Origin of the sequence: Citrobacter sp. CK194 (assembly GCF_030333395.1) — a bacterium.
Taxonomy (GTDB): domain Bacteria; phylum Pseudomonadota; class Gammaproteobacteria; order Enterobacterales; family Enterobacteriaceae; genus Citrobacter_B; species Citrobacter_B koseri.
The window spans coordinates 1,297,265-1,319,340 of the sequence record NZ_JAOWGA010000019.1 but is presented as its reverse complement, the minus strand read 5'-3'; the positions used below and the strand labels follow the sequence as shown (position 1 = coordinate 1,319,340).

Here is a 22,076-nt window from a genome sequence, read left to right as displayed (position 1 = left end):
ACCTCCTTCGGATTTGCCAGATAACCCGTGGTATCCCCGGTCGGGCGGCTGTTGGCGTTGGGTTTAATCACAATGTTCGGTCTGGTGAAGTGCGCGCCCGGCAGCGGCGCAACGGCCGCCAGCGTGCCATGTTTCTTCCGCAGTTCTTCTATCGGGCCAAAGTCCAGCGCGCGCAGCGGGCAGGACTCGACGCAGATCGGTTTTTTGCCGTCGGCAACGCGGTCATGACAACCGTCGCATTTGGTCATGTGGCCTTTGGCGGCGTTGTACTGCGGCGCACCGTACGGGCAGGCCATATGGCAGTAGCGACAGCCGATGCAGACATCCTCATCCACCACCACAAAACCGTCCTCGCGTTTGTGCATCGCGCCGCTCGGGCACACTTTCGTGCAGGCCGGGTCTTCGCAGTGGTTGCAGGAGATGGAGAGATAGTAGGCAAAGACGTTCTGGTGCCAGACGCCGTTATCCTCCTGCCAGTCGCCGCCCGCATATTCATAGATGCGGCGGAAGCTGACGTCCGGGGTTAAATCTTTGTAGTCTTTGCAGGCCAGTTCGCAGGTTTTGCAACCGGTGCAACGACTGGAGTCAATAAAAAATCCATATTGGGTTGTCATCGGTTACTCCTTATACCTTCTCAACCTGAACGAGATTGCTGTGAGACGGGTTCCCCTTCGCCAGCGGAGAAGGACGATGTGATGTCAGAATGTTGATGGAACCGCCGTGATCGACCTGGTCGCCAAACATATCCGCCTTGAGCCAGGCACCTTGCCCGATGGCGGTAACGCCCGGCAAAATGCGCGGCGTGACTTTTGCCGGGATCAGCATCTGCCCGTTATTGTTAAATACGCGCACCGTGTCACCCTGTTGGATGTTGCGCGCTTTCGCGTCAATGGGGTTAATCCAGATCTCTTGCGGGCACGCTTGCTGCAACACGTCAATATTGCCGTAGCTGGAGTGGGTGCGGGCTTTATAGTGGAAGCCGGTCAATTGCAGCGGATAGGTTATTCGGATGGGATCGTCCCAGCCATCAAACCCTGGCGCATAGGCGGGCAGCGGATGAACGATCTCATCGTTTTCCAGCTCCCAGGTGTCGGCGATGGTCGCCAGCCGCTCGGAGTAGATTTCAATCTTCCCTGATGGCGTTTTCAGCGGACTGGAGGCAGGATCTTCGCGGAATGCGCGGAAGGCGACATAGTGTTCCTCCGGGCATTTTTTCTTGAAGATGCCGGTGGTTTTCATCTCTTCGTAGTCCGGCATTTCCGGGTTACGCGCTTTGGTTTTGGCATGCAGGTATTTCACCCACTCGTGCTGGGTACGGCCTTCCGTAAATGTCTGGTAGACATCCGGGCCGAGGCGTCTGGCGATTTCGCTCAGCGTCCAGTAGATCGGCTTTCTTTCAAATTTTGGTGAGGTGGCCGGTTGCCCCAGGATGACATAACCCATGTTGCCTGCGGATTCGTGCGAAATAAGATCTTCCTGTTCCGTTGGCATCAGGTCCGGCAGCAGAATGTCGCAGTATTTTGCGGACGCCGTCATGAAGTGCTCAATCCCGACGATCATTTCGCACTTGCTGTCGTCCTGTAATACGTCATGGGTGTGGGCGATGTTGCCATGCTGGTTAATCAGCGTATTGCTGGCGTAGCACCACATAAATTTGATCGGGACATCAAGTTTATCTTTACCGCGCACGCCGTCGCGTGTGGCGGTCATTTCCGCGCCATGATCGATGGCGTCTGTCCAGGTAAAAACGGAGATCTGCGTTTTTACCGGGTTATCCAGCATAGAAAACCACTCTACGCCGAGGTCCCAGGTGCCTTCACGCACGCCGGAGTTGCCGCCGTTGATCCCGACGTTGCCGGTCAGGATAGAGAGCATGGCGATCGCGCGCGCAGTCTGTTCGCCATTGGAGTGACGCTGCGGCCCCCAGCCCTGACAGATATACGCCGGTTTTGCCGAGCCGATTTCCCGTGCCAGCTGGATGATTTTTTCCGCCGGGATACTGGTGATATGTGCGGCCCATTCCGGTGTTTTGGCAATACTGTCCGGGCCATCGCCCAGAATATAGGCTTTATAGTGCGCATCACGCGGCGCGCTGGCGGGTAAGGTCGTTTCGTCGTAACCGACGCAGTATTTATCGAGGAAAGGCTTGTCGATCAGATTTTCGGTGATGAGCACCCAGGCGATCCCCGCCGCCAGCGCGGCATCAGTACCGGGACGAATAGGGAGCCATTCATCTTCGCGACCCGCCGCCGTATCGTTATAACGCGGATCGATGACGATCATTCTGGCGTTGGAACGTTCGCGAGCCTGTTCCACATAGTAGGTCACGCCGCCGCCGCTCATGCGCGTTTCTGCCGGGTTGTTGCCGAACATTACCACCAGTTTACTGTTGGCGATGTCATCCGGGCTGTTGCCGTCATTCGTGCCGAACATATAACTCATTGCGGCGCTGATTTGTGCGGTACTGTAGCTGCCGTAACGGCTGAGATAACCGCCGCATGAGTTCATCAGACGATAAGGCACGTTGGAGTTCGTGATGTTCCCGCCATCCACGCCGGTGCCATACAGCACATGTACGGCTTCGTTGCCGTAATCTTTCAGAATACGCTTCAGGTTGTCGCCAATGGTATCCAGCGCTTCATCCCAGCTGATACGTTCAAATTTGCCTTCGCCGCGTTTACCGACGCGTTTCATCGGGTATTTAAGGCGATCCGGGTGATTCATACGGCGACGGATCGAGCGTCCGCGCAGGCAGGCCCGCACCTGATGATTGCCGTAGACGTCATCGCCGGTGGTGTCGGACTCGACCCAGTACACCGCATCATCTTTCACATGCAGCCGTAGCAGACAGCGACTCCCGCAGTTGACGGTACAGGAACTCCAGACCGCTTTTTCTTCCACTGGCGCAGGCGAAAGGCCGTCAGCGGCGCGGGCGATTCGGGAGAAAGGAAGCGTGAAGGCGCTACTGGCGAGCGCGAGACCACTAATGGCGGATGTTTTCACCAGACTACGACGGCTGATAGTGGCCGTCATGAGCGCCTCAGGCGTGGTGATTTTCATAGTTACTCACTTTGCTTATTGATTAAAAAAAAAGAAACGCGATTTATAAAATTTGTTTTTACAGGACGTTGGTTTGTTCACATGACCGATGGACGTGCGAACACATCCCCCGAAACGCCTGTAATCGTTTCAGGGGATGGGGGTTACACTTTCTCGATTTCGACCAGATTGGTGTGCTGCGGATTTCCTTTCGCCAGCGGAGAGGGGCGCTGCGTCGTTAACGTATTCACGCAAGCGCCATGATCGATGCGATCGCCTGACATATCGGCATCGTGCCAGGCGCCCTGGCCCATCGCGCTCACGCCGGGGAGAATGCGTGGCGTAACTTTCGCCGGAATGCGGACTTCGCCGCGATCGTTAAATACCCGCACCATATCCCCGTTGGCGATACCGCGTTTTTGCGCATCCACGGGGTTAATCCAGACTTCCTGACGGCAGGCGGATTTGAGAACATCAATGTTGCCGTAAGAGGAGTGCGTGCGTGATTTATAATGAAAACCAAAGAGTTGCAGTGGGAATACGCTACGCTTAGGATCGTCCCATCCTTCGAACGTTGAGGCATAAATGGGAAGCGGGCTGATGACGTCGTCTTTTTCCAGCTCCCAGGTTTGGGCGATTTTAGCCAGGCGGCTGGAGTAAATTTCTATCTTGCCGGACGGCGTTTTCAGCGGGTTTGCCTGTGGGTCTTCACGGAATTTTTTATAGGCCACGAAATGGCCGTTGGGATCTTTACGCTTGTAGATCCCCATTTTTTTCAGCTCGTCATAGCCCGGTAACTCCGGGTCTTTAGCCAGCATTTTGGCGTACAGATATTGCAGCCACTGTTCCTGGGTTCGCCCCTCGGTAAACCTCTGGTGCACGTCCGGGCCCAGCCGCTTCGCGACTTCGCTCATTATCCAGTAAATGGGCTTACGCTCGAATTTAGGGGCGGTCGCGGGCTGGATGAAGATTAAATAACCCATATTGCCCGCGTAGTCGTTAGGAATGATGTCTTCCTGTTCGACCGTCATCAGGTCCGGCAACAGAATATCGGCGTATTTCGCGGAAGAGGTCATAAAGTTGTCGATGACCACGATCATTTCGCACTTCGATTCGTCTTGCAGGATCGCGTGTGTTTTATTGATATCCGAATGCTGGTTGGTGATGGTATTGCCCGCGTAATTCCAGATGAACTTGATCGGTACATCCAGCTTTTCTTTACCGCGCACGCCGTCGCGCAGGGCGGTCATTTCCGGGCCGCGGGCAATGGCGTCCGTCCAGGTAAACACGGAGATCTGCGTTTTTACCGGGTTTTCCGGTAACGGCATGCGCTCAATGGTGATGGTGTAGGTGGATTCGCGCGCGCCGCTGTTCCCGCCGTGAATACCGACATTGCCCGTCAGAATCGGCAGCATCGCAATCGCGCGTGCGGTGAGTTCACCGTTCGCCTGACGCTGCGGGCCCCATCCCTGACAAATACAGGCCGGTTTAGCGGCGCCAATCTCTCTGGCGAGCTTAATGATGCGATCCGCCGGAATACCGGTAATGCGTGACGCCCACTCAGGCGTTTTGGCCGTGCCGTCTTCGCCCTGGCCCAGAATATAGGCTTTATAGTGACCATTCGCTGGCGCATCGGCCGGTAGCGTTTTTTCGTCGTAACCCACGCAGTAGTTGTCGAGGAAAGGCTGGTCGACAAGATCTTCGGTGATGAGCACCCAGGCCAGTCCGGCGACCAGCGCGGCATCTGTGCCGGGACGAATAGGTATCCATTCGTCTTCACGTCCTGCCGCGGTATCGGTATAGCGTGGATCGATAACGATCATGCGCGCATTTGAACGTTCCCTGGCCTGTTCCAGGAACCAGGTAATTCCGCCGCCGCTCATACGGGTTTCTGCCGGGTTATTACCGAACATCACCACCAGTTTGGTGTTCTCGATATCGGAGGTGCTGTTACCCTCGTTCGAACCATAGGTGTAGGGCATGGCCGCCGCGATTTGCGCGGTGCTGTAGGTGCCATAGTGGCTAAGAAAACCGCCGTAACAGTTCATCAGGCGGGCCACCAGAGAGGCATAAGGCGAGGAGCGGGTGATGTTGCCGCCGACGATACCGGAGGTGTAGTTAATGTACACCGCCTCGTTACCGTATTTATCGACCGTGTTTTTCAGGCTGTTGCTGATGGTATCCAGCGCGTCTTCCCAACTGATGCGCTCAAATTTTCCTTCGCCGCGTTTGCCTGTGCGTTTCATCGGGTAGTTGAGGCGATCAGGATGGTTAATTCGCCGACGGATTGAACGTCCGCGCAGGCAGGCGCGCACCTGGTGATTGCCATAGACATCTTCGCCGGTGTTGTCGGTTTCCACCCACCAGACTTCATCATCTTTGACGTGGAGACGCAGGGCGCAGCGGCTACCACAGTTGACCGAACATGCTCCCCAGACCACTTTGTCTTTAGCGGGCTGGATTGCCTGCTGCACGGCAGCCGCAGCGGTACGCATCCCGAAAGGCAAAGAGAGCCCTCCGGCAGCGAGCGCCAGCGATCCTATCGCGGTGGATTTCACTAACGTCCTGCGGCTGATGCCTCCCTGTTGTTCAACATCGGACATAATTCACTCCATTATAGTTATCGTTATATAATTATGTTTATAACGAAATTAATAGGATACTAATGAAAGAGTGATTTTAACCCCTTATAGGTAGGGGTTATTAATCCATGTCAAAATTGAGGGAATCTTTCTAAGAGGGAGTAAGAGCCTGGTATATCAGGCTCTTATCTGTTATTGAGGTTCGACAGCATGCCCGTCCTGAGAAGGACTGGTACTGGCAGGAGCATTTCCGCTGCTGGTGCGGGTATACAAAATTTTATGGGTATCGTTTGCACAGTGGCCTACGACCTGGGAATCGGGCTGATCCGCCTGGTCATTAGGAACAATAGTTAACGTAAAACTGGACTCCGCCACACCATTGTTAATGATGCGCTGTTCGATGTCGCTTTTGACTCTTTCACATGACTCCGGCGCCGCCAGTACCTGCGGGGAGGCGACGATGAGCAGACACGCTGCAATTCCTGCTGAGATTTTCATCATTCACTCCTTTTATGAACACGATAATGAAAGCTTAGCATTTCTAGTGTAAACAACTGTATTTGCTAATATGATTGAGAATCATCTCCTTATCCTGGTGAATAACGTGAAGAAACAGACCCTGGTGAGCTTTCTGTGTGTGCTGCTTGTTGGATGTGATAACGCCACTGTTCTGGTCTCCTTTACCCCGGAAATGGCCAGCTTTTCCAATGAGTTCGATTTTGATCCGTTGCGCGGCCCGGTTAAAGATTTCAGCCAGACGTTGATGAACGACAAAGGGGAAGTGACGAAGCGCATCAGCGGAACGCTTTCGCAGGAAGGCTGCTTTGATACGCTGGAACTGCACGATCTGGAAAACAATACCGGGCTGGCGTTGGTACTGGATGCAAACTACTACCGCGATGCCGAGACGATGGAGAAAAGAGTGCGCTTGCAGGGGAAATGCCAGTTGGCGGAGTTGCCCTCGGCAGGCGTGGTCTGGGATACGGACGATAACGGTTTTGTTGTTTCCGCAACGGGAAGAGAGACGAAGGTACAGTACCGCTATGATGCGGAAGGGTATCCGTTGGGTAAGACCACCATCAGTAAAGACAAAACGTTATCTATTGATGCAAAACCGTCGGCGGACCCGCTTAAAAAGCTCGACTATACGGCGGTCAGCCTGCTGAACGATCGCCCGTTAGGCAATGTGAAGCAGACGTGTGAATATGATAATTACGCCAATCCGATCAACTGCCAGCTTGTGATCGTTGATGAAAGCGTCGAACCCGCCGTTGCGCGGAGCTATACCATTAAAAATACGATTGATTATTACCCGGCTGCGTCTGACACAGCCGGGTAGCGGCTTACTGTGCGGTAGGCTTCAGCAGGCTTAAGCCTGGCGTTTTGTGATCGTCCAGATATTGCTGCTGGAAAATGCACATACGAATGGTGTTGCGGTATTGGCCATTGATAAAGAACTCATGAATCAGTTCACCTTCAACCATAAAACCTAACTTACGGTAAATGTGAATGGCTTTTTCGTTTTCTTTATCAACGATCAGATACAGCTTATAAAGGTTGAGTACGGTGAATCCGTAGTCCATCGCCAGCTTCGCTGCGCGCGAAGCCAGCCCTTTTCCCTGGTATTCCGGCGAGATGATGATTTGAAACTCAGCCCGGCGGTGAACGTGATTAATTTCTACCAGTTCGACCAGACCGGCTTTTTCGCCGTTGCACTCCACGACAAAGCGCCGTTCGCTCTGGTCATGAATGTGCTTATCATACAGGTCAGACAGCTCGACAAACGCTTCGTACGGCTCTTCAAACCAGTAACGCATTACGCTGGCGTTGTTATCAAGCTGGTGGACGAATCGTAAATCTTCGCGCTCCAGCGGGCGCAACTTAACACTGTTGGCGTGGGTCATTTTGTGTCCTTACCGTCTGTCGCTCAACGCACTGTTATGGCGCAACGGTACGGCCAGTACGACGATCCAGGCAACGCAGCGTATTCGGTTCCCAGTACGCGTTAAGGTTGGCGCTCTGCTCGCACTTGTCGCGGTTATCAAACGCGGCGTCGGCTTTGTCCCACTCTTTCTCCGTGCGCGTGTTCACTTTCTGGCGCAGGCTGCGGGTATCATTCCATTGTTCCTTTTCCATGGCTGCGTGTTGGCGGCTTTGCGCGCTGTCTCCAGATTCAATGATCAGTTTGCTGGTATTCGCGAATGCGGAGGTGGTATACACGACAGCACCCAGCGCAAGCATTGCCGTCAGGCACAGGCGTTTGCTAAGTGTATTGTTCATGGTTAATTCCTTTCATGATAGAGGGATAAAACTTGTTTAAATTCTACACCATTCCTGGCGCAGGGCATACCCATCCTGCGGGTATGGATACGAAGGCGCTATTCTGGCGTATCATGCTTAAACCTGACGTAACGCAATGATGATGATGCTAAAAACAACACTTCTTTTTTTCATGACCGCACTGTGCGAAATCGTGGGCTGTTTTCTGCCCTGGCTATGGTTGAAGCGGGGCGCGACGGCCTGGCTGCTGGTTCCGGCGGGAGTCTCACTGGCGTTATTCGTCTGGCTGCTGACGTTGCATCCGGCCGCCAGCGGCCGCGTCTATGCGGCTTATGGCGGGGTCTATGTCTGTACTGCGCTGTTATGGTTACGCTTTGTTGACGGCGTCAGACTCAGTCTTTATGACTGGTCAGGCGCACTGATCGCACTCTGTGGAATGCTGATTATCGTTGCCGGGTGGGGGCGCGCTTAAGCGCCTTATTTTGTGATCGATGAGCGATTTTTTGATCATTATACTTGTATGGTAGTAGTTCAGGTGTATAAATTTCCTGCATCGCACAGAAGAGATGTAAGGAACAACAATGAAGATTGTAGGGGCTGAAGTTTTTGTCACATGTCCGGGACGTAACTTTGTCACGCTGAAAATCACCACCGAGGACGGTATCACCGGCCTGGGCGACGCTACCCTGAATGGCCGTGAGCTGTCGGTGGCATCCTATCTGAAAGATCACCTTTGCCCGCAGCTTATTGGCCGCGATGCGCACCGTATCGAAGATATCTGGCAGTTCTTTTATAAAGGCGCCTACTGGCGTCGCGGGCCGGTCACGATGTCTGCCATTTCAGCCGTTGACATGGCGCTGTGGGATATCAAAGCGAAAGCCGCCAACATGCCGCTGTATCAGTTGCTGGGCGGCGCATCCCGCGAAGGCGTGATGGTCTATTGCCACACGACGGGTCACACCATTGATGATGTGCTGGAAGATTATGCGCGTCACAAAGAGATGGGGTTTAAAGCGATTCGCGTGCAGTGCGGCGTGCCGGGTATGAAAACCACCTACGGCATGTCTAAAGGCAAAGGTCTGGCCTACGAACCCGCTACGAAAGGCCAGTGGCCGGAAGAGCAACTCTGGTCAACCGAGAAATACCTCGATTTCACGCCGAAACTGTTTGACGCCGTACGTGCTGAATTTGGTTTTGAAGAGCATTTGCTTCACGACATGCACCACCGCCTGACGCCGATTGAAGCCGCCCGTTTTGGTAAGCGCGTTGAGGATTATCGTCTGTTCTGGATGGAAGACCCGACGCCTGCGGAAAACCAGGAATGCTTCCGTCTGATTCGTCAGCATACGGTGACGCCGATTGCCGTCGGGGAAGTGTTCAACAGCATCTGGGACTGCAAGCAGCTCATTGAAGAGCAACTGATTGACTATATCCGCACCACCATTACCCATGCCGGCGGCATTACGGGGATGCGCCGCATTGCGGATTTTGCCTCGCTTTACCAGGTGCGCACGGGGTCTCATGGGCCTTCTGATTTGTCGCCGGTTTGCATGGCCGCAGCGCTTCACTTTGATCTGTGGGTGCCTAACTTTGGCGTTCAGGAATACATGGGGTACTCCGAACAAATGCTTGATGTCTTCCCGCATAGCTGGACGTTCGATAACGGCTATATGCACCCAGGCGACAAGCCGGGTCTTGGTATTGAGTTTGATGAAAAACTGGCGGCGAAATATCCGTATGACCCTGCGTATTTGCCGGTCGCCCGTCTGGAAGATGGCACGTTGTGGAACTGGTAAGGAGTGATATGACATGAAAAGTATAGTGATTGAAAAACCTGACACGCTGGTTTTAGCGGAGCGTCCTATCCCTGAGCCTGCGGCCGGGGACGTTCGGGTTAAAGTGAAACTGGCGGGGATCTGCGGTTCTGATAGCCATATCTATCGTGGGCATAATCCTTTTGCAAAGTATCCGCGTGTTATCGGGCATGAATTTTTTGGTGTGATTGACGCCGTAGGCGAAGGTGTTAGCCACGCCAGAATGGGGGAACGCGTATCGGTCGATCCCGTCATCAGTTGCGGGCATTGCTATCCCTGTTCAATAGGCAAGCCCAATGTATGTACCTCGCTGGTTGTTCTGGGCGTACACCGCGACGGCGGATTTAGTGAATATGCGGTCGTTCCGGCGAAAAACGCGTTTACGATCCCGGATGCCATTGCTGATAAGCACGCGGTGATGGTTGAACCTTTCACCATTGCGGCGAACGTCACCGGGCAGGTTAATCCGACAGAGAACGATATTGCGCTGATTTATGGCGCAGGGCCGATGGGACTGACGACGGTTCAGGCGCTGAAGGGCGTTTATAACGTTAAAGAGGTGATTGTTGCCGATCGTATTGATGAACGACTGGAGATGGCGAAAGAAAGCGGCGCCGACTGGGTTATCAATAATGGACAGCAATCTCTGCAAGATTTCCTGGATGAAAAAGGGTTAAAACCGACGCTGATCGTCGATGCGGCGTGTCATCCGTCCATTTTACAAGAAGCTATCTCGCTGGCGTCGCCCGCCGCGCGCATTGTACTGATGGGGTTCTCCAGCGATCCTTGCCAGATTGTGCAGCAGGGGATTACCGGCAAGGAGCTGTCAATTTATTCCTCCCGTTTGAATGCGAATAAATTCCCGGTCGTTATTGGCTGGCTGGAAAAAGGTCTGATCGATCCCGATAAGCTCGTCACGCATACGTTTAATTATCACCATGTCACTGACGCGATTGAATTGTTCGAGAAAGACCAGCGGCACTGCTGCAAGGTTTTACTCACATTCTCTGAATAATATTAATAAATGCGAGAGAGTGGTACGCATCTTACCTCTTAGAGATTGCCAATATGACTCAACAAAAACATGAACGGTCAACAAAAGATTTAATCAGAGCCGCCGTATCCGGTTGGCTGGGAACCGCCCTTGAATTTATGGATTTCCAGTTATATTCTCTGGGCGCTGCATTAGTTTTCCATGAAATATTTTTCCCGGAACAGTCCGCCGCAATGGCGCTTATTCTGGCGATGGGAACCTATGGCGCAGGATATATCGCACGTATTGTCGGCGCGTTTATTTTCGGCAAAATGGGCGATAGTATTGGGCGTAAAAAAGTCTTGTTTATCACTATCACCATGATGGGGATTTGTACAACCCTCATTGGGGTTCTGCCGACCTATGCGCAAATTGGTATATTTGCGCCTGTTTTACTGGTGACGTTACGTATTGTTCAGGGGTTAGGCGCCGGGGCGGAGATCTCCGGGGCAGGAACGATGCTGGCTGAGTATGCGCCTAAAGGGAAACGCGGCATTATTTCCTCGCTTGTCGCAATGGGAACAAACTGCGGTACGCTGAGCGCAACGGCAATCTGGGCGGTGATGTTCTTTGCACTTGACAGAGAACAGCTTCTGGCCTGGGGATGGCGTATCCCATTCCTGGCGAGCGTTGTTGTCATGATCTTCGCTATCTGGCTGCGTATGAACCTCAAAGAAAGCCCGGTATTTGAAAAGGTCAATGAAAGCGAAAATGCGCCGGCGTTAAACAACGCATCAGAAAACACATTGGGTGCCATGTTTAGCAGTAAATCCTTCTGGCTGGCAACCGGTTTACGTTTCGGTCAGGCGGGCAATTCTGGATTAATTCAGACATTCCTTGCAGGATATTTAGTGCAGACGTTATTATTCAATAAGGCGATTCCTACCGACGCGTTAATGATTAGCTCTGTCATTGGTTTTATTACTATTCCACTTTTGGGGTGGTTATCTGATAAATATGGTCGCCGCCTACCTTATATTTTATTGAATATATCTGCGATTATTCTTGCGTACCCGATGTTGTCTATCATCGTGGATAAAACCTATAGCCCCGGCGTGATTATGACCGCGCTTATTGTTATTCATAACTTTGCCGTGCTGGGTCTCTTCGCGCTGGAAAACATTACGATGGCCGAGATGTTTGGTTCGCGTAATCGCTTTACCCGGATGGCGATTTCAAAAGAAGCCGGTGGCTTAGTCGCCGTTGGATTTGGTCCTGTACTGGCAGGTATTTTCTGTAATATGACCGATTCCTGGTTGCCTATATTAGCGATGATCATTGCCTATTCTCTTATCGGCTTAATTTCAGCGATTTTGATGCCGGAAGTGAGAGATCGCGATCTGAGCGTGCTGGAGGATGCAGCGGACCTAAAGGCGGCAAGTAGCGTTCAGGGTTCGGCAACGCAGGTAGGGTAACGTCGCACAGGGCATGACCGGAATGGACAGGGAATGTTGAATTTCGGTCATGTTGTCACATAACTTTAAAATGATGTCATACCAATTGCAAAAAGCTTAATTCAAATCAAATCATACAACCCTACAGGCGTTACTCTGAGACAGTCCTGAATTCATTCATACAATAGGTCATACCATGCAAAACAAGCTCTTAACGGCTAAGGCTTCGCTTCCTCATTACGATCGCGCCAGACTGGTTCCTCGCATTGTGCATTTGGGCTTTGGCGCATTCCATCGCGCGCATCAGGGTGTCTACGCGGATATCCTCGCGGCGGAACACAACAGCGACTGGGGATATTGTGAAGTCAACCTGATTGGCGGCGAGCAGCAGATTGCCGACCTGAAACAGCAAGACAACCTGTATACCGTGGCGGAAATGTCAGCGGATGCCTGGACCGCAAGGGTTGTTGGGGTGGTAAAAAACGCGCTGCACGCGCAGGTTGACGGTCTGGAAACCGTCCTGGCTGCCATGTGCGAGCCGCAGGTGGCGATTGTTTCCCTGACGATTACAGAAAAAGGGTACTGCCACTCTCCGGCGACCGGTCAGTTGATGCTGGATCACCCGATGATCGCCGCCGATCTGCAAAACCCGCAGCAGCCGAAATCCGCGCCTGGCGTGGTGGTGGAAGCGCTGGCGCGTCGTAAAGCGGCTGGCCTGGCGCCATTTACCGTGATGTCCTGCGATAACATGCCTGAAAATGGACACGTCATGCGCAATGTAGTTACTGCCTATGCCCGTGCGGTAGATGCAGAGCTGGCCGCGTGGATTGAGCAACATGTGACGTTCCCGTCCACGATGGTTGATCGTATTGTACCGGCGGTGACGGCTGACACGCTGGATAAGATCGAACAGTTAACCGGCGTACGCGACCCTGCGGGTGTGGCGTGTGAACCGTTCCGCCAGTGGGTGATTGAGGATAATTTTGTCGCGGGTCGCCCTGAATGGGAAAAAGCGGGCGCTGAACTGGTGGCAGATGTTATCCCGTTCGAAGAGATGAAACTGCGTATGCTTAATGGCAGTCACTCATTCCTGGCGTACCTCGGGTATCTGGCGGGCTATCAGCACATTAATGACTGCATGGAAGATGAAAATTACCGCCTGGCCGCGCATGCGTTGATGTTGCAGGAACAGGCGCCGACGCTGAAAGTGAAGGGGGTGGATCTGAAGCGTTATGCCGATTTGCTGATCGCGCGCTATAGCAACCCGGCGTTGCGTCACCGTACCTGGCAAATTGCGATGGACGGTAGCCAGAAACTGCCGCAGCGTATGCTGGACTCCGTTCGCTGGCATATCGCGCATAACAGCCGTTTCGACCTGCTGGCCTTAGGCGTGGCGGGCTGGATGCGTTACGTTGGCGGCGTTGATGAGCAGGGGAATCCGATTGAAATTAGCGATCCGCTGCTGCCGGTTATTCAGCAAGCGGTTCAGGGCAGTGAAGAAGGGGAACGTCGCGTTCAGGCGCTGCTGGCCATTGATGCGATTTTCGGTAACGAATTGCCGCACGTTGAGCTGTTTACGAATAAGGTGAAAGAAGCGTATCTGTCGCTGCTTGCCAACGGTGCGAAAGCAACCGTTGCAAAATATGCGGCGAATATCGCATCAGCATAATCTCTGCATGGTTGTAGGCCGGATAAGGCCTGCAACGTTCAACATCATTGACTATTGTAGGCCGGATAAGGCGGTTACGCCGCCATCCGGCTTGTTTGTCAGCGGGATCACTCTTCGCTGAACCAGTCGCTGTTTTCCTGGCGGATAAGCTGAACGGACTCGCCAATCTCCTGTAGATGCACAGTCATTGCGCGTTCCACCGCGTCGGCGTCATGCTTTTCCAGGGCGGCAAAAATATCATGATGCTGGCGCAGCAACATTTCAGGCGGCGACACATGATCCAGACTCATATAACGCACGCGGTCAATGGTGGCTTTAATATTTTCAACCGTATCCCACGCCAGCTGGCAATCGGCAATTAATGCCAGTTTCTGGTGAAATTCATCATCAAGCTGGAAGAAATCGTTGAGTTGCTTGCGGTCAATGGCGATCCGCTGCTGGTGAAGGTTCTGCTCCAGCTGATAGCACTGGCTGTCGGTGATCATCAACGCCGCGCGACGAACGACCGCACATTCGATGGCCTGTCGGACAAAACACCCATTCTGCACCTGCGATAATGAAATCTTATTCACATAGCTGCCGCGCTGAGGGCGGATTTGAATCAAACCGTTTTCCGCCAGCTTAATAAACGCTTCACGTACAGGCTGGCGCGACACGTTAAAGCGCACGGAAACCTCTTTCTCGGAAAGCGGTGTGCCTGGCGCAATCAGACAGTGCACGATGTCACGTCGGAGAATGCGGTAAATTTGCTGATTTACAGGCTGCGTAGGATTGAGTTGGGTTTCGACGGTCATTCGTTCTTACTTTTTAGAGAGTTAACCAGAGTACTCTACCACTTTTTTGTCACTATCTATACCCGACCCGTAGGCCGGGTATAAAAATTAACCCCGATGAACGCTCAGTCCGGCAAAAGACTGCGTAACCGGCATCATTTCCAGCGTATTAATGTTCACATGCGCAGGCAGATTAGCGACCCACCATACCGCTTCTGTGACATCATCCGGCGTGAGCGCGGTTGTGTTCTCGTAGGTTTTACCCGCTTTGTCGTCATCGCCTTTAAAGCGGACGTTAGAAAACTCCGTGCCGCCGACCAGACCGGGTTCAATATCGGTAACGCGTACTGCCGTACCGTGTAAATCCGTGCGCAGATTCAGACTGAACTGGCGCACAAACGCTTTGGTTGCGCCATATACGTTGCCACCCGCGTATGGCCAGCTACCTGCGGTAGAGCCAATATTGATGATGTGGCCGCGATTGCGCTCCACCATGCCAGGCAGAACCGCGCGGGTCATGTAAATAAGACCTTTGTTGTTCGTGTCGATCATGGTTTCCCAGTCTTCCACGCTGGCTTTATGCGCGGGCTCAAGCCCCAGCGCCAGCCCGGCGTTGTTGACCAGCACATCAATGTTGCGCCACTCTGCGGGTAATGACGCCAGCATATCTTCAATGGATGCACGGTTACGCACATCTAAACGAGCGATAAACAGATTGTCGCCCAGCTCATCTTTCAGTTCTTGCAGGCGTTCCTGGCGACGGCCAGTGGCAATCACTTTGTGTCCATTCTCAATAAAACGACGTGTAATGCATTCGCCGAAACCTGCGGTCGCACCGGTGACTAAAACGATCATCTCACTGTTCCTCAACGCTTTTTGTGTTGTATTACCATAGCACGCCATCTCTGTTCAGGGGTAATCCTCGTTAATGGGATTGCGGTCATTTCAAGGGGGACCTACTCTAATGAACAAATCGTTTGCAGGAGTGAAAAATGTCGTTAACGAATCCATTCTTTAGCCAGAGCGTATTGCTTTACCAGGCCCCGCGTTTTGATCTGATTGAAGATAGCCATTACCGCCCGGCGTTTGACGAAGGGATGCGGCAAAAGCGCGCTGAAATTGATGCGATTGTCCAAAACCCGCAGGAGCCTGATTTTGAGAACACGTATCTGGCGCTGGAGCAAAGCGGCGCGTTGCTCACCCGTGTGACAAGCGTGTTTTTCGCCATGACAGCGGCGCATACCAATGACGAATTACAGCGCCTTGATGAAGCCTTTTCCGCTGAACTGGCGGCGCTGGCAAATGATATTTATCTCAACAGTACGCTCTTTGCGCGTGTGGATGCGGTCTGGCGACAGCGGGAGACGCTGGCGCTGGATGCCGAGTCGTTGCGTCTTGTGGAGATTATCCACCAGCGTTTTGTACTTTCCGGCGCGCAGCTTGGCGATGACGATAAAGCGCAGCTCAGGAGCCTGAATACCGAATCCGCCACGCTGACCAGCCAGTTTAATCAGCGGCTGTTGGCGGCGAATAAATCCGGTGGGATGGTGGTTGATTATCGCCATCAACTGGACGGATTGAGTCAGGAGGAGGTCGCTCTTGCCGCTGATGCCGCCAGAGAAAAAGGGCTGGCGGATCGCTGGCTTATTCCGCTTCTCAATACCACACAACAACCGACACTGGCCGTTTTACGCGATCGCCAGACCCGTGAAAATCTGTTTAACGCCGCATGGACTCGTGCGGAAAAGAACGACGCCAACGACACGCGTGCGATTGTTCAGCGTCTGGTGGACATCCGTACCCGGCAGGCAACATTACTCGGGTTTGCCAGTTATGCCGCCTGGAAAACCGCCGATCAGATGGCGAAAACGCCTGACGCGGCGCTCGCTTTTATGCGCGCCATTGTTCCGGCCGCGCGTCAGCGCGCGCTGGATGAGCAGGCTGAGATCCAGAAAGTGATCGATGATGAGCAGGGAGGATTCACGACCCAGGCGTGGGACTGGGCGTACTATGCTGAGCAGGTACGCCGTGGAAAATACGCGCTGGATGAAGCGCAGCTCAAACCTTACTTTGCGTTAGATACGGTACTGAACGACGGCGTGTTCTGGACGGCAAACCAGCTGTTCGGCATTAAATTTATCGAGCGCTTTGATATCCCGGTTTACCATCCTGATGTGCGCATCTGGGAAATTTTCGATCATGATGGCGTCGGTCTGGCGTTGTTTTATGGTGATTTCTTTGCCCGCGAGTCAAAAAGCGGCGGCGCATGGATGGGCAATTTTATTGAACAATCCACGCTTAACGAAACCAGACCGGTTATCTACAACGTCTGTAATTACCAGAAGCCAGCGGCAGGGCAGCCCGCATTGCTGCTTTGGGATGATGTGATCACCTTGTTCCATGAATTTGGTCATACGCTGCACGGCCTGTTTGCGACACAGCGCTATGCGACGCTGTCGGGGACGAACACCCCGCGCGATTTTGTCGAATTTCCTTCGCAGATTAATGAGCACTGGGCGAGTCATCCGCAGGTGTTCGAACGCTATGCGCGCCACGTCGGGACGGGTGAAAAAATGCCTGAAGCGTTGCAGGAAAAAATGCGGCGGGCGAGCCTGTTTAATAAAGGCTATGACATGACGGAACTGCTCAGCGCCGCATTGCTGGATATGCGCTGGCACAGTCTTGAAACCTTTTCGGCATCGCAGTCGGTCGATCTCTTTGAACAGCAGGCGCTGGCGGCGGAAGAACTCGATCTTCCGGCAGTGCCGCCGCGCTACCGGAGCAGCTATTTCGCCCATATTTTCGGTGGCGGGTATGCGGCAGGCTATTACTCCTATTTGTGGACGCAAATGCTGGCGGACGACGGCTACCAGTGGTTTGTTGAACAGGGAGGGTTAACGCGTGAGAACGGACAGCGTTTCCGTGATGCCATCTTGTCACGCGGCAACAGTACGGACCTGGAACGTCTTTACCCGGCGTGGCGGGGTCATGAACCGCGTATCGAACCCATGTTAAAACACCGGGGTTTAGACCGCTAAGCGTAAGGGCGCTGCCTGAATGTTTATCAGGCAACGCTCTGATTTTTTGTCAATATTAAGTAAGCTGCCGGGATACTGGTGTACAATGCGGGCTTCTTTTTATCCGGGGCCCCTGTTTTCATGTGTTCGTATTATCTTCCGCTTTTCTCTTTGTTTGAGAAAAAACCTGTTGTGTCTGTGAATCAGAACTGATGCGAACAATGAAAATTAAACACCAGATGCTCTGCGTATCCTTATTTGTGCTCATCGGGTGTGGCAACAGTACGCTTTCACAGCTGGATATGCCTGCGCAAAAAAGCACGCAAGTTGTGGTGGGATACTACGGGCGCGGTATTGATCCGATGATTCGGCAATATATGCGGGAAAAAGAGGTGACTGGCGTCGTTGTTGCTGTTATTCAGAGTAATGGCCCGGCAGAATTTCACAGTTACGGGATAACCGATGATAAAAATCGTTATCCCATCACGCCAGATACGCTGTTCGCTTTAGGCTCGCTGAGTAAAGGCGTGACGGCAGAAGTGACAACGATGCTGGTGGATGAAAGTGTGTTTAACTGGACGGATACACTGGAAACGTTGCTTCCACAGAATACGCCTTTAAGCCCTGACGCCAAAAATATTACGCTCCTCCAGTTGGTGACTCACACTTCCGGTTTACCCCGGCAGCCTATGGATTTGCTGACGCTGGAAAACTTAATGCGCTATTTCAGTAACGGCGAGAACTTTTATACGCAACTGGACAGCGACGCCGTGCTGGGTTATCTCAGTGATTTTACTGCGCCGGACGCGCGCGTTCCGCAGTATTCCAACATCGGCTACGCCATCCTGGGGTATATTTTGCAGCGCAGAACGGGAGAGCCGATCCAGGCGCTGGCGCAACGCATGATATTTGAACCACTGGCGATGACAAACAGCAGTTATACGCCCACCTTATTGAAGGCATACCCGCGAAGAGCGCTGGGCCATGCTGGCGATCAGCCTAAGCTCATTACCCGTGGCCATCTGACGCCAGACTGGGTTTTTAACAAAAATATGATGGGGGCGGCCAGTTTATACAGTAGCGCCCGCGATCTGGCTAATTATGCCCGCGCGCATTTTACATCCACAACCGTTTCGGCCATCGATCAGGCTTTTGCTGAAGCCACACAGACTTATTATTATCGACAGAAAGAAGCAGCGAATATTGCGTGGGTGAGTGATGAGTTTTCTGCGCAAAAGATCACCTATCAGGTCGGATATATTGGTGGGTATTCCAGCTATATTGGGTTTGATAAAAGAAATCGTAACGCGGTAGTGGTTTTGCAAAATAGTTTCAACTGGAGTAATTATATCGGTCAGACGATCCTGACTCGCCTGGCGCAGCAGGGGAAGGGCGATTAAAGATGTTAAGTGCATTGCAAATATTCCAGGATTATTCACTTTTTTCCTTTATTACCACTTTAAAATCATAGCGTTATAGATTCTCCATTTCCTGGTTCGGCCTTCTATTAATAAATTGACATAAATTTGCTTTTGTACCGCTAGACTACGGTACATCAAGGATGTATGCCCAAGGAGCGGCAATGATTAAAAAAACGATAGAAATCGATACCATCTTGTTAGATCTGAACCAGTCTATTGATGCCCACTATCAGTGGCTGGTGAAAATGTTTCGTTGCACAGTGTCTGGCGATGTCAATCAACCCGATATTTTCGATATCAATTCTCACTGTCTGTGTCAGTTCAGCCAATGGCTAAATAATCATCCGGTACACGAACCTGAAGAAAAGGGCTTTGTTATCAAGATTATTATTGCTCATGAACACATGCATACACGAGGTCGGGAATTACTGCGGGCGATCGCGGAAAAACGTTCGGAAGATCACCATTTTGACCGTTTTCAGGAAGCGTTATTAGCATTTACCTCGGCGGTGATGGACTACAAAATATATCTTCTCAATATTCGCAGTAATATGGATATATTAACCGGATTACCCGGGCGCAGAGTCCTTGATGAATCTTTCGATCGTCAGCTTATTGATGCACAACCGCTTAATTTATATTTGCTGCTTTTTGATATTGACCGCTTTAAATTGGTCAATGACAACTATGGTCATCTGGTCGGTGATAGCGTGTTGCGCACCCTGGCGTCGAATTTATCCGTCTGGACGCGCTACGATGAAACGCCTTACCGCTATGGCGGGGAGGAGTTTGTGATTATCATCCGTACAAAAACGGATGAGCAGGCCTGTCGGGCAGGGTTACGTATCTGCCAGCTAGTGGCGGATAATCCGATTAACTACCCTGATGGAGAACTTTCGATAACGGTAACTGCGGGCATTACCCAAGCGCAGCAGGGAGAACCGCTGGATGTCGTCATCGGACGCGCAGACAGGGCAATGTACCGGGGTAAACAAACCGGAAGGAATCGCTGCATGTTTATGGGCAAAGATCAGCAAATCACGCGTGTGTAACATGAGCCGAACGGCACGCTCTTTACATCACCGGTTATTCACTGACATAAGTGTGCAAAGGGATGGAAGCGCGAAACGTCGGTTTTGCTGGTTTAGTTCTATGTTGTTTAACCTTCATTGATATTGTCTGTGTCAGAATGGTAAACGATCCGTTATCTGCGCAGGGAATTGCCTGATAACGCATAAGGTAAAAACACAAATCTATCCATGCAAGCATTCACCGCTGGTTTATCCGGCGGTTTTTTTTGTCTGTCTGCCGGGCGGGTAAAAAAATGGCCCCTTGTGCAGTTACGCTACAAGGGGCCTTGTCGGTGAGGAGCTATCTCCGTTCATTAATCATCCCATTTATGACTGAAATACGCGGCCAGAAAACCAGAAAATAAAATAATTCCCAGAACGGCCATGAAAACGTTCATATTACCCAGCATATAATGCCTCCTTTTATTTGTGTGTTTCCTCTCTTACCTTAATTCACCTCATGAGCACCCATAGTAGCAGATTAAATCTAAACAAATGCTGAATTAGGTGATTATTTCAACGTTAACGTCAGGATTTTTCCGGTACGGGATTTCAGACTATGAAAAAGCGTCACAAAACGATGAGGCAATGTGAATTTATTTCAAGGGTGATGAATTTTTCTCGGTTGTCAGTGAGCAGGTTGCATGTCATTTTTAGACGGATAGCCATCCAGAAGTCTAAGCTTCAAATGATAAATTATCACGTCAGGCAACTAATGCCGGGTGAATGAGGAGATCACATGCAAAAACAACAGGCCCCGTTTCGCGCAGACATCGTCGGCAGTTTTTTACGCCCGGACACGATCAAACAAGCTCGTTTGCGATTCGCACGCGGTGAGATAACGGCGCAACAATTGCGTACGGTGGAAGATGACGCTATCCGCACCGTTGTGGAGCAGCAGTGTGCCTGCGGGCTGCATGTCGTCACGGATGGCGAGTTTCGCCGCGCCTGGTGGCATTTTGATTTCTTCGATGGACTGCAAGGCGTTGAACGCTATGACGCTGAGAAGGGGATCCAGTTTAATGGCGTGCAGACAAAAGCGCACGGCGTGCGCGTTACCGGAAAACTGGGGTTTGGCGATCACCCTATGCTGGAAGACTTCCGCTATCTAAAAAGCATTAGCGGTGCAGCCGAGCCCAAAATGACCATTCCATCCCCCAGCGTGCTGCATTTCCGTGGCGGGCGCAAAGATATCGATGCTACCGTTTATCCGCATCTGGACGCTTATTTTGATGATTTGGCTACCACCTGGCGCGATGCGATTCATGCTTTTTATGAAGCTGGCTGTCGTTATCTGCAATTGGATGACACGGTCTGGGCTTACTTGTGCTCCGACCAGCAACGCCAGCAGATTCGTGAGCGGGGTGACGATCCTGACGAGCTGGCGCAGATTTATGCCCGCGTGATTAACCGTGCGCTGGAGGATAAACCAGCCGATCTGACGGTCGGGCTGCATGTTTGCAGGGGAAATTTCCGTTCGACGTGGATCTCTGAAGGGGGCTATGAACCGGTGGCGGAAGTGTTGTTCGGCACGGTGAACGTTGATGCGTTTTTCCTGGAATATGATAACGATCGCTCCGGTGATTTCGCGCCGCTGCGCTTTGTTCGGCCCGGACGTCAGCAGGTGGTTCTGGGTCTGGTGACCACGAAAAACGGCGAGCTGGAAAACCCGGAAGGGGTGAAAGCCCGCTTGCAGGAGGCAGAGCGCTATGTCGCAAAAGAGCAGATCTGCCTTAGCCCACAGTGCGGATTTGCCTCCACGGAAGAGGGGAATACGCTGACGGAGGCCCAGCAATGGGGCAAAGTACGCCTCATCACCGAAATCGCCAGTCAGGTCTGGTAAGTTTCCTCTCTTTGTTACACAGCGTTGCACATTCGTAATGCAACGCTGTTTCATTCTGGATCATTTTCCTCGTTGTATTTCCCGCCTTGTGGTTTCCGATTTTCTTGTTTCAGCCCTGTTGCCGGTTAATAAATTGATATT

19 protein-coding genes are annotated in these 22,076 nt (G+C 52.2%); 10 read left to right on the top strand and 9 right to left on the bottom strand.

Annotation, left to right across the window (positions count from 1 at the left end; all coding sequences use genetic code 11):
* The 4 genes from OGX80_RS22335 to OGX80_RS22320 form a co-directional block, all read right to left on the bottom strand.
* On the bottom strand, nt 1-614 hold a 614-nt coding region (locus OGX80_RS22335), incomplete at its 3' end, for a dimethylsulfoxide reductase iron-sulfur subunit DmsB (protein ID WP_012132456.1).
* Between the two features lie 10 nt (nt 615-624).
* Nucleotides 625-3,060: a selenate/tellurate reductase subunit YnfF gene (gene ynfF / locus OGX80_RS22330; RefSeq protein ID WP_115181661.1), complete on the bottom strand. Its 2,436-nt coding sequence runs from the start codon at nt 3,058-3,060 to the stop codon at nt 625-627.
* Between the two features lie 143 nt (nt 3,061-3,203).
* Nucleotides 3,204-5,642: a selenate/tellurate reductase subunit YnfE gene (ynfE, locus tag OGX80_RS22325; protein ID WP_115181660.1), complete on the bottom strand. Its 2,439-nt coding sequence runs from the start codon at nt 5,640-5,642 to the stop codon at nt 3,204-3,206.
* A gap of 171 nt (nt 5,643-5,813) precedes the next feature.
* Nucleotides 5,814-6,122, bottom strand: a complete 309-nt coding sequence (locus OGX80_RS22320; RefSeq protein WP_012132453.1) for a DUF1161 domain-containing protein — start codon at nt 6,120-6,122, stop codon at nt 5,814-5,816.
* A 103-nt stretch (nt 6,123-6,225) separates the two neighbouring features.
* Between OGX80_RS22320 and OGX80_RS22315 the strand changes: the two genes are divergently transcribed.
* Nucleotides 6,226-6,960: a YnfC family lipoprotein gene (locus tag OGX80_RS22315; RefSeq protein WP_024130347.1), complete on the top strand. Its 735-nt coding sequence runs from the start codon at nt 6,226-6,228 to the stop codon at nt 6,958-6,960.
* A gap of 4 nt (nt 6,961-6,964) precedes the next feature.
* Here the strand turns inward: OGX80_RS22315 and speG are convergent, their stop codons facing one another.
* Complete coding sequence (gene speG, locus OGX80_RS22310; RefSeq protein ID WP_286471497.1) at nt 6,965-7,525, bottom strand: spermidine N1-acetyltransferase; 561 nt, start codon at nt 7,523-7,525, stop codon at nt 6,965-6,967.
* Between the two features lie 34 nt (nt 7,526-7,559).
* Nucleotides 7,560-7,901: a DUF1283 family protein gene (locus OGX80_RS22305; protein WP_012132450.1), complete on the bottom strand. Its 342-nt coding sequence runs from the start codon at nt 7,899-7,901 to the stop codon at nt 7,560-7,562.
* Between the two features lie 145 nt (nt 7,902-8,046).
* Here OGX80_RS22305 and OGX80_RS22300 point away from each other — a divergent pair, with 145 nt between their 5' ends.
* From OGX80_RS22300 to OGX80_RS22280, 5 genes are all read left to right on the top strand, one after another.
* Nucleotides 8,047-8,373, top strand: coding sequence for a YnfA family protein (locus tag OGX80_RS22300; protein ID WP_024130346.1), 327 nt, complete (start codon nt 8,047-8,049; stop codon nt 8,371-8,373).
* Nucleotides 8,374-8,482: 109 nt separating this feature from the next.
* Nucleotides 8,483-9,697 (top strand): starvation-sensing protein RspA, encoded by a 1,215-nt coding sequence (gene rspA, locus OGX80_RS22295; protein WP_012132448.1) that lies wholly within the window; start codon nt 8,483-8,485, stop codon nt 9,695-9,697.
* Between the two features lie 13 nt (nt 9,698-9,710).
* Nucleotides 9,711-10,730 carry a Zn-dependent oxidoreductase gene (locus OGX80_RS22290; protein ID WP_115181659.1) on the top strand — a complete coding sequence of 340 codons (1,020 nt, stop codon included), beginning with the start codon at nt 9,711-9,713 and terminating at the stop codon, nt 10,728-10,730.
* A gap of 53 nt (nt 10,731-10,783) precedes the next feature.
* Nucleotides 10,784-12,163 (top strand): MFS transporter, encoded by a 1,380-nt coding sequence (locus OGX80_RS22285; protein WP_012132446.1) that lies wholly within the window; start codon nt 10,784-10,786, stop codon nt 12,161-12,163.
* A gap of 175 nt (nt 12,164-12,338) precedes the next feature.
* Nucleotides 12,339-13,811 (top strand): mannitol dehydrogenase family protein, encoded by a 1,473-nt coding sequence (locus OGX80_RS22280; RefSeq protein ID WP_115181658.1) that lies wholly within the window; start codon nt 12,339-12,341, stop codon nt 13,809-13,811.
* Nucleotides 13,812-13,918: 107 nt separating this feature from the next.
* Here the strand turns inward: OGX80_RS22280 and OGX80_RS22275 are convergent, their stop codons facing one another.
* Both OGX80_RS22275 and ydfG read right to left on the bottom strand, forming a co-directional pair.
* The gene (locus tag OGX80_RS22275) at nt 13,919-14,605 is read right to left on the bottom strand and encodes a GntR family transcriptional regulator (protein WP_012132443.1); all 687 of its coding nucleotides are present in this window, start codon (nt 14,603-14,605) and stop codon (nt 13,919-13,921) included.
* A gap of 87 nt (nt 14,606-14,692) precedes the next feature.
* Complete coding sequence (ydfG, locus tag OGX80_RS22270) at nt 14,693-15,439, bottom strand: bifunctional NADP-dependent 3-hydroxy acid dehydrogenase/3-hydroxypropionate dehydrogenase YdfG (RefSeq protein WP_024130344.1); 747 nt, start codon at nt 15,437-15,439, stop codon at nt 14,693-14,695.
* A 137-nt stretch (nt 15,440-15,576) separates the two neighbouring features.
* On the opposite strand from ydfG, the gene dcp reads away from it, so the two are divergent.
* The 3 genes from dcp (at nt 15,577) to OGX80_RS22255 (ending at nt 20,074) form a co-directional block, all read left to right on the top strand.
* Nucleotides 15,577-17,622: a peptidyl-dipeptidase Dcp gene (dcp, locus tag OGX80_RS22265; RefSeq protein ID WP_115181657.1), complete on the top strand. Its 2,046-nt coding sequence runs from the start codon at nt 15,577-15,579 to the stop codon at nt 17,620-17,622.
* A 200-nt stretch (nt 17,623-17,822) separates the two neighbouring features.
* The gene (locus tag OGX80_RS22260) at nt 17,823-19,001 is read left to right on the top strand and encodes a serine hydrolase domain-containing protein (protein ID WP_115181656.1); all 1,179 of its coding nucleotides are present in this window, start codon (nt 17,823-17,825) and stop codon (nt 18,999-19,001) included.
* Between the two features lie 182 nt (nt 19,002-19,183).
* Entirely contained in the window at nt 19,184-20,074 is an 891-nt protein-coding gene (locus OGX80_RS22255; RefSeq protein WP_115181655.1) for a diguanylate cyclase, read from the top strand.
* Nucleotides 20,075-20,406: 332 nt separating this feature from the next.
* Here OGX80_RS22255 and mgtS read toward each other — a convergent pair whose 3' ends face one another.
* Nucleotides 20,407-20,502, bottom strand: a complete 96-nt coding sequence (gene mgtS, locus OGX80_RS22250; protein ID WP_000901367.1) for a protein MgtS — start codon at nt 20,500-20,502, stop codon at nt 20,407-20,409.
* A gap of 329 nt (nt 20,503-20,831) precedes the next feature.
* Between mgtS and OGX80_RS22245 the strand changes: the two genes are divergently transcribed.
* On the top strand, nt 20,832-21,935 hold the full coding sequence (locus OGX80_RS22245; protein WP_115181654.1) for a cobalamin-independent methionine synthase II family protein: 1,104 nt from the start codon (nt 20,832-20,834) through the stop codon (nt 21,933-21,935).
* Nucleotides 21,936-22,076 lie beyond the last annotated feature (141 nt).

Excerpts from the sequence above, each read along its gene's own strand:
- ynfF (WP_115181661.1), bottom strand. The coding sequence starts at position 3,060 with ATGAAAATCACCACGCCTGAGGCGCTCATGACGGCCACTATCAGCCGT.
- OGX80_RS22290 (WP_115181659.1), top strand. The coding sequence starts at position 9,711 with ATGAAAAGTATAGTGATTGAAAAACCTGACACGCTGGTTTTAGCGGAG.
- OGX80_RS22285 (WP_012132446.1), top strand. The coding sequence starts at position 10,784 with ATGACTCAACAAAAACATGAACGGTCAACAAAAGATTTAATCAGAGCC.
- OGX80_RS22320 (WP_012132453.1), bottom strand. The coding sequence starts at position 6,122 with ATGATGAAAATCTCAGCAGGAATTGCAGCGTGTCTGCTCATCGTCGCC.
- OGX80_RS22260 (WP_115181656.1), top strand. The coding sequence starts at position 17,823 with ATGAAAATTAAACACCAGATGCTCTGCGTATCCTTATTTGTGCTCATC.
- dcp (WP_115181657.1), top strand. The coding sequence starts at position 15,577 with ATGTCGTTAACGAATCCATTCTTTAGCCAGAGCGTATTGCTTTACCAG.
- OGX80_RS22305 (WP_012132450.1), bottom strand. The coding sequence starts at position 7,901 with ATGAACAATACACTTAGCAAACGCCTGTGCCTGACGGCAATGCTTGCG.
- ynfE (WP_115181660.1), bottom strand. The coding sequence starts at position 5,642 with ATGTCCGATGTTGAACAACAGGGAGGCATCAGCCGCAGGACGTTAGTG.
- mgtS (WP_000901367.1), bottom strand. The coding sequence starts at position 20,502 with ATGCTGGGTAATATGAACGTTTTCATGGCCGTTCTGGGAATTATTTTA.
- OGX80_RS22280 (WP_115181658.1), top strand. The coding sequence starts at position 12,339 with ATGCAAAACAAGCTCTTAACGGCTAAGGCTTCGCTTCCTCATTACGAT.
- OGX80_RS22300 (WP_024130346.1), top strand. The coding sequence starts at position 8,047 with ATGCTAAAAACAACACTTCTTTTTTTCATGACCGCACTGTGCGAAATC.
- rspA (WP_012132448.1), top strand. The coding sequence starts at position 8,483 with ATGAAGATTGTAGGGGCTGAAGTTTTTGTCACATGTCCGGGACGTAAC.
- OGX80_RS22245 (WP_115181654.1), top strand. The coding sequence starts at position 20,832 with ATGCAAAAACAACAGGCCCCGTTTCGCGCAGACATCGTCGGCAGTTTT.
- speG (WP_286471497.1), bottom strand. The coding sequence starts at position 7,525 with ATGACCCACGCCAACAGTGTTAAGTTGCGCCCGCTGGAGCGCGAAGAT.
- OGX80_RS22275 (WP_012132443.1), bottom strand. The coding sequence starts at position 14,605 with ATGACCGTCGAAACCCAACTCAATCCTACGCAGCCTGTAAATCAGCAA.
- OGX80_RS22255 (WP_115181655.1), top strand. The coding sequence starts at position 19,184 with ATGATTAAAAAAACGATAGAAATCGATACCATCTTGTTAGATCTGAAC.
- ydfG (WP_024130344.1), bottom strand. The coding sequence starts at position 15,439 with ATGATCGTTTTAGTCACCGGTGCGACCGCAGGTTTCGGCGAATGCATT.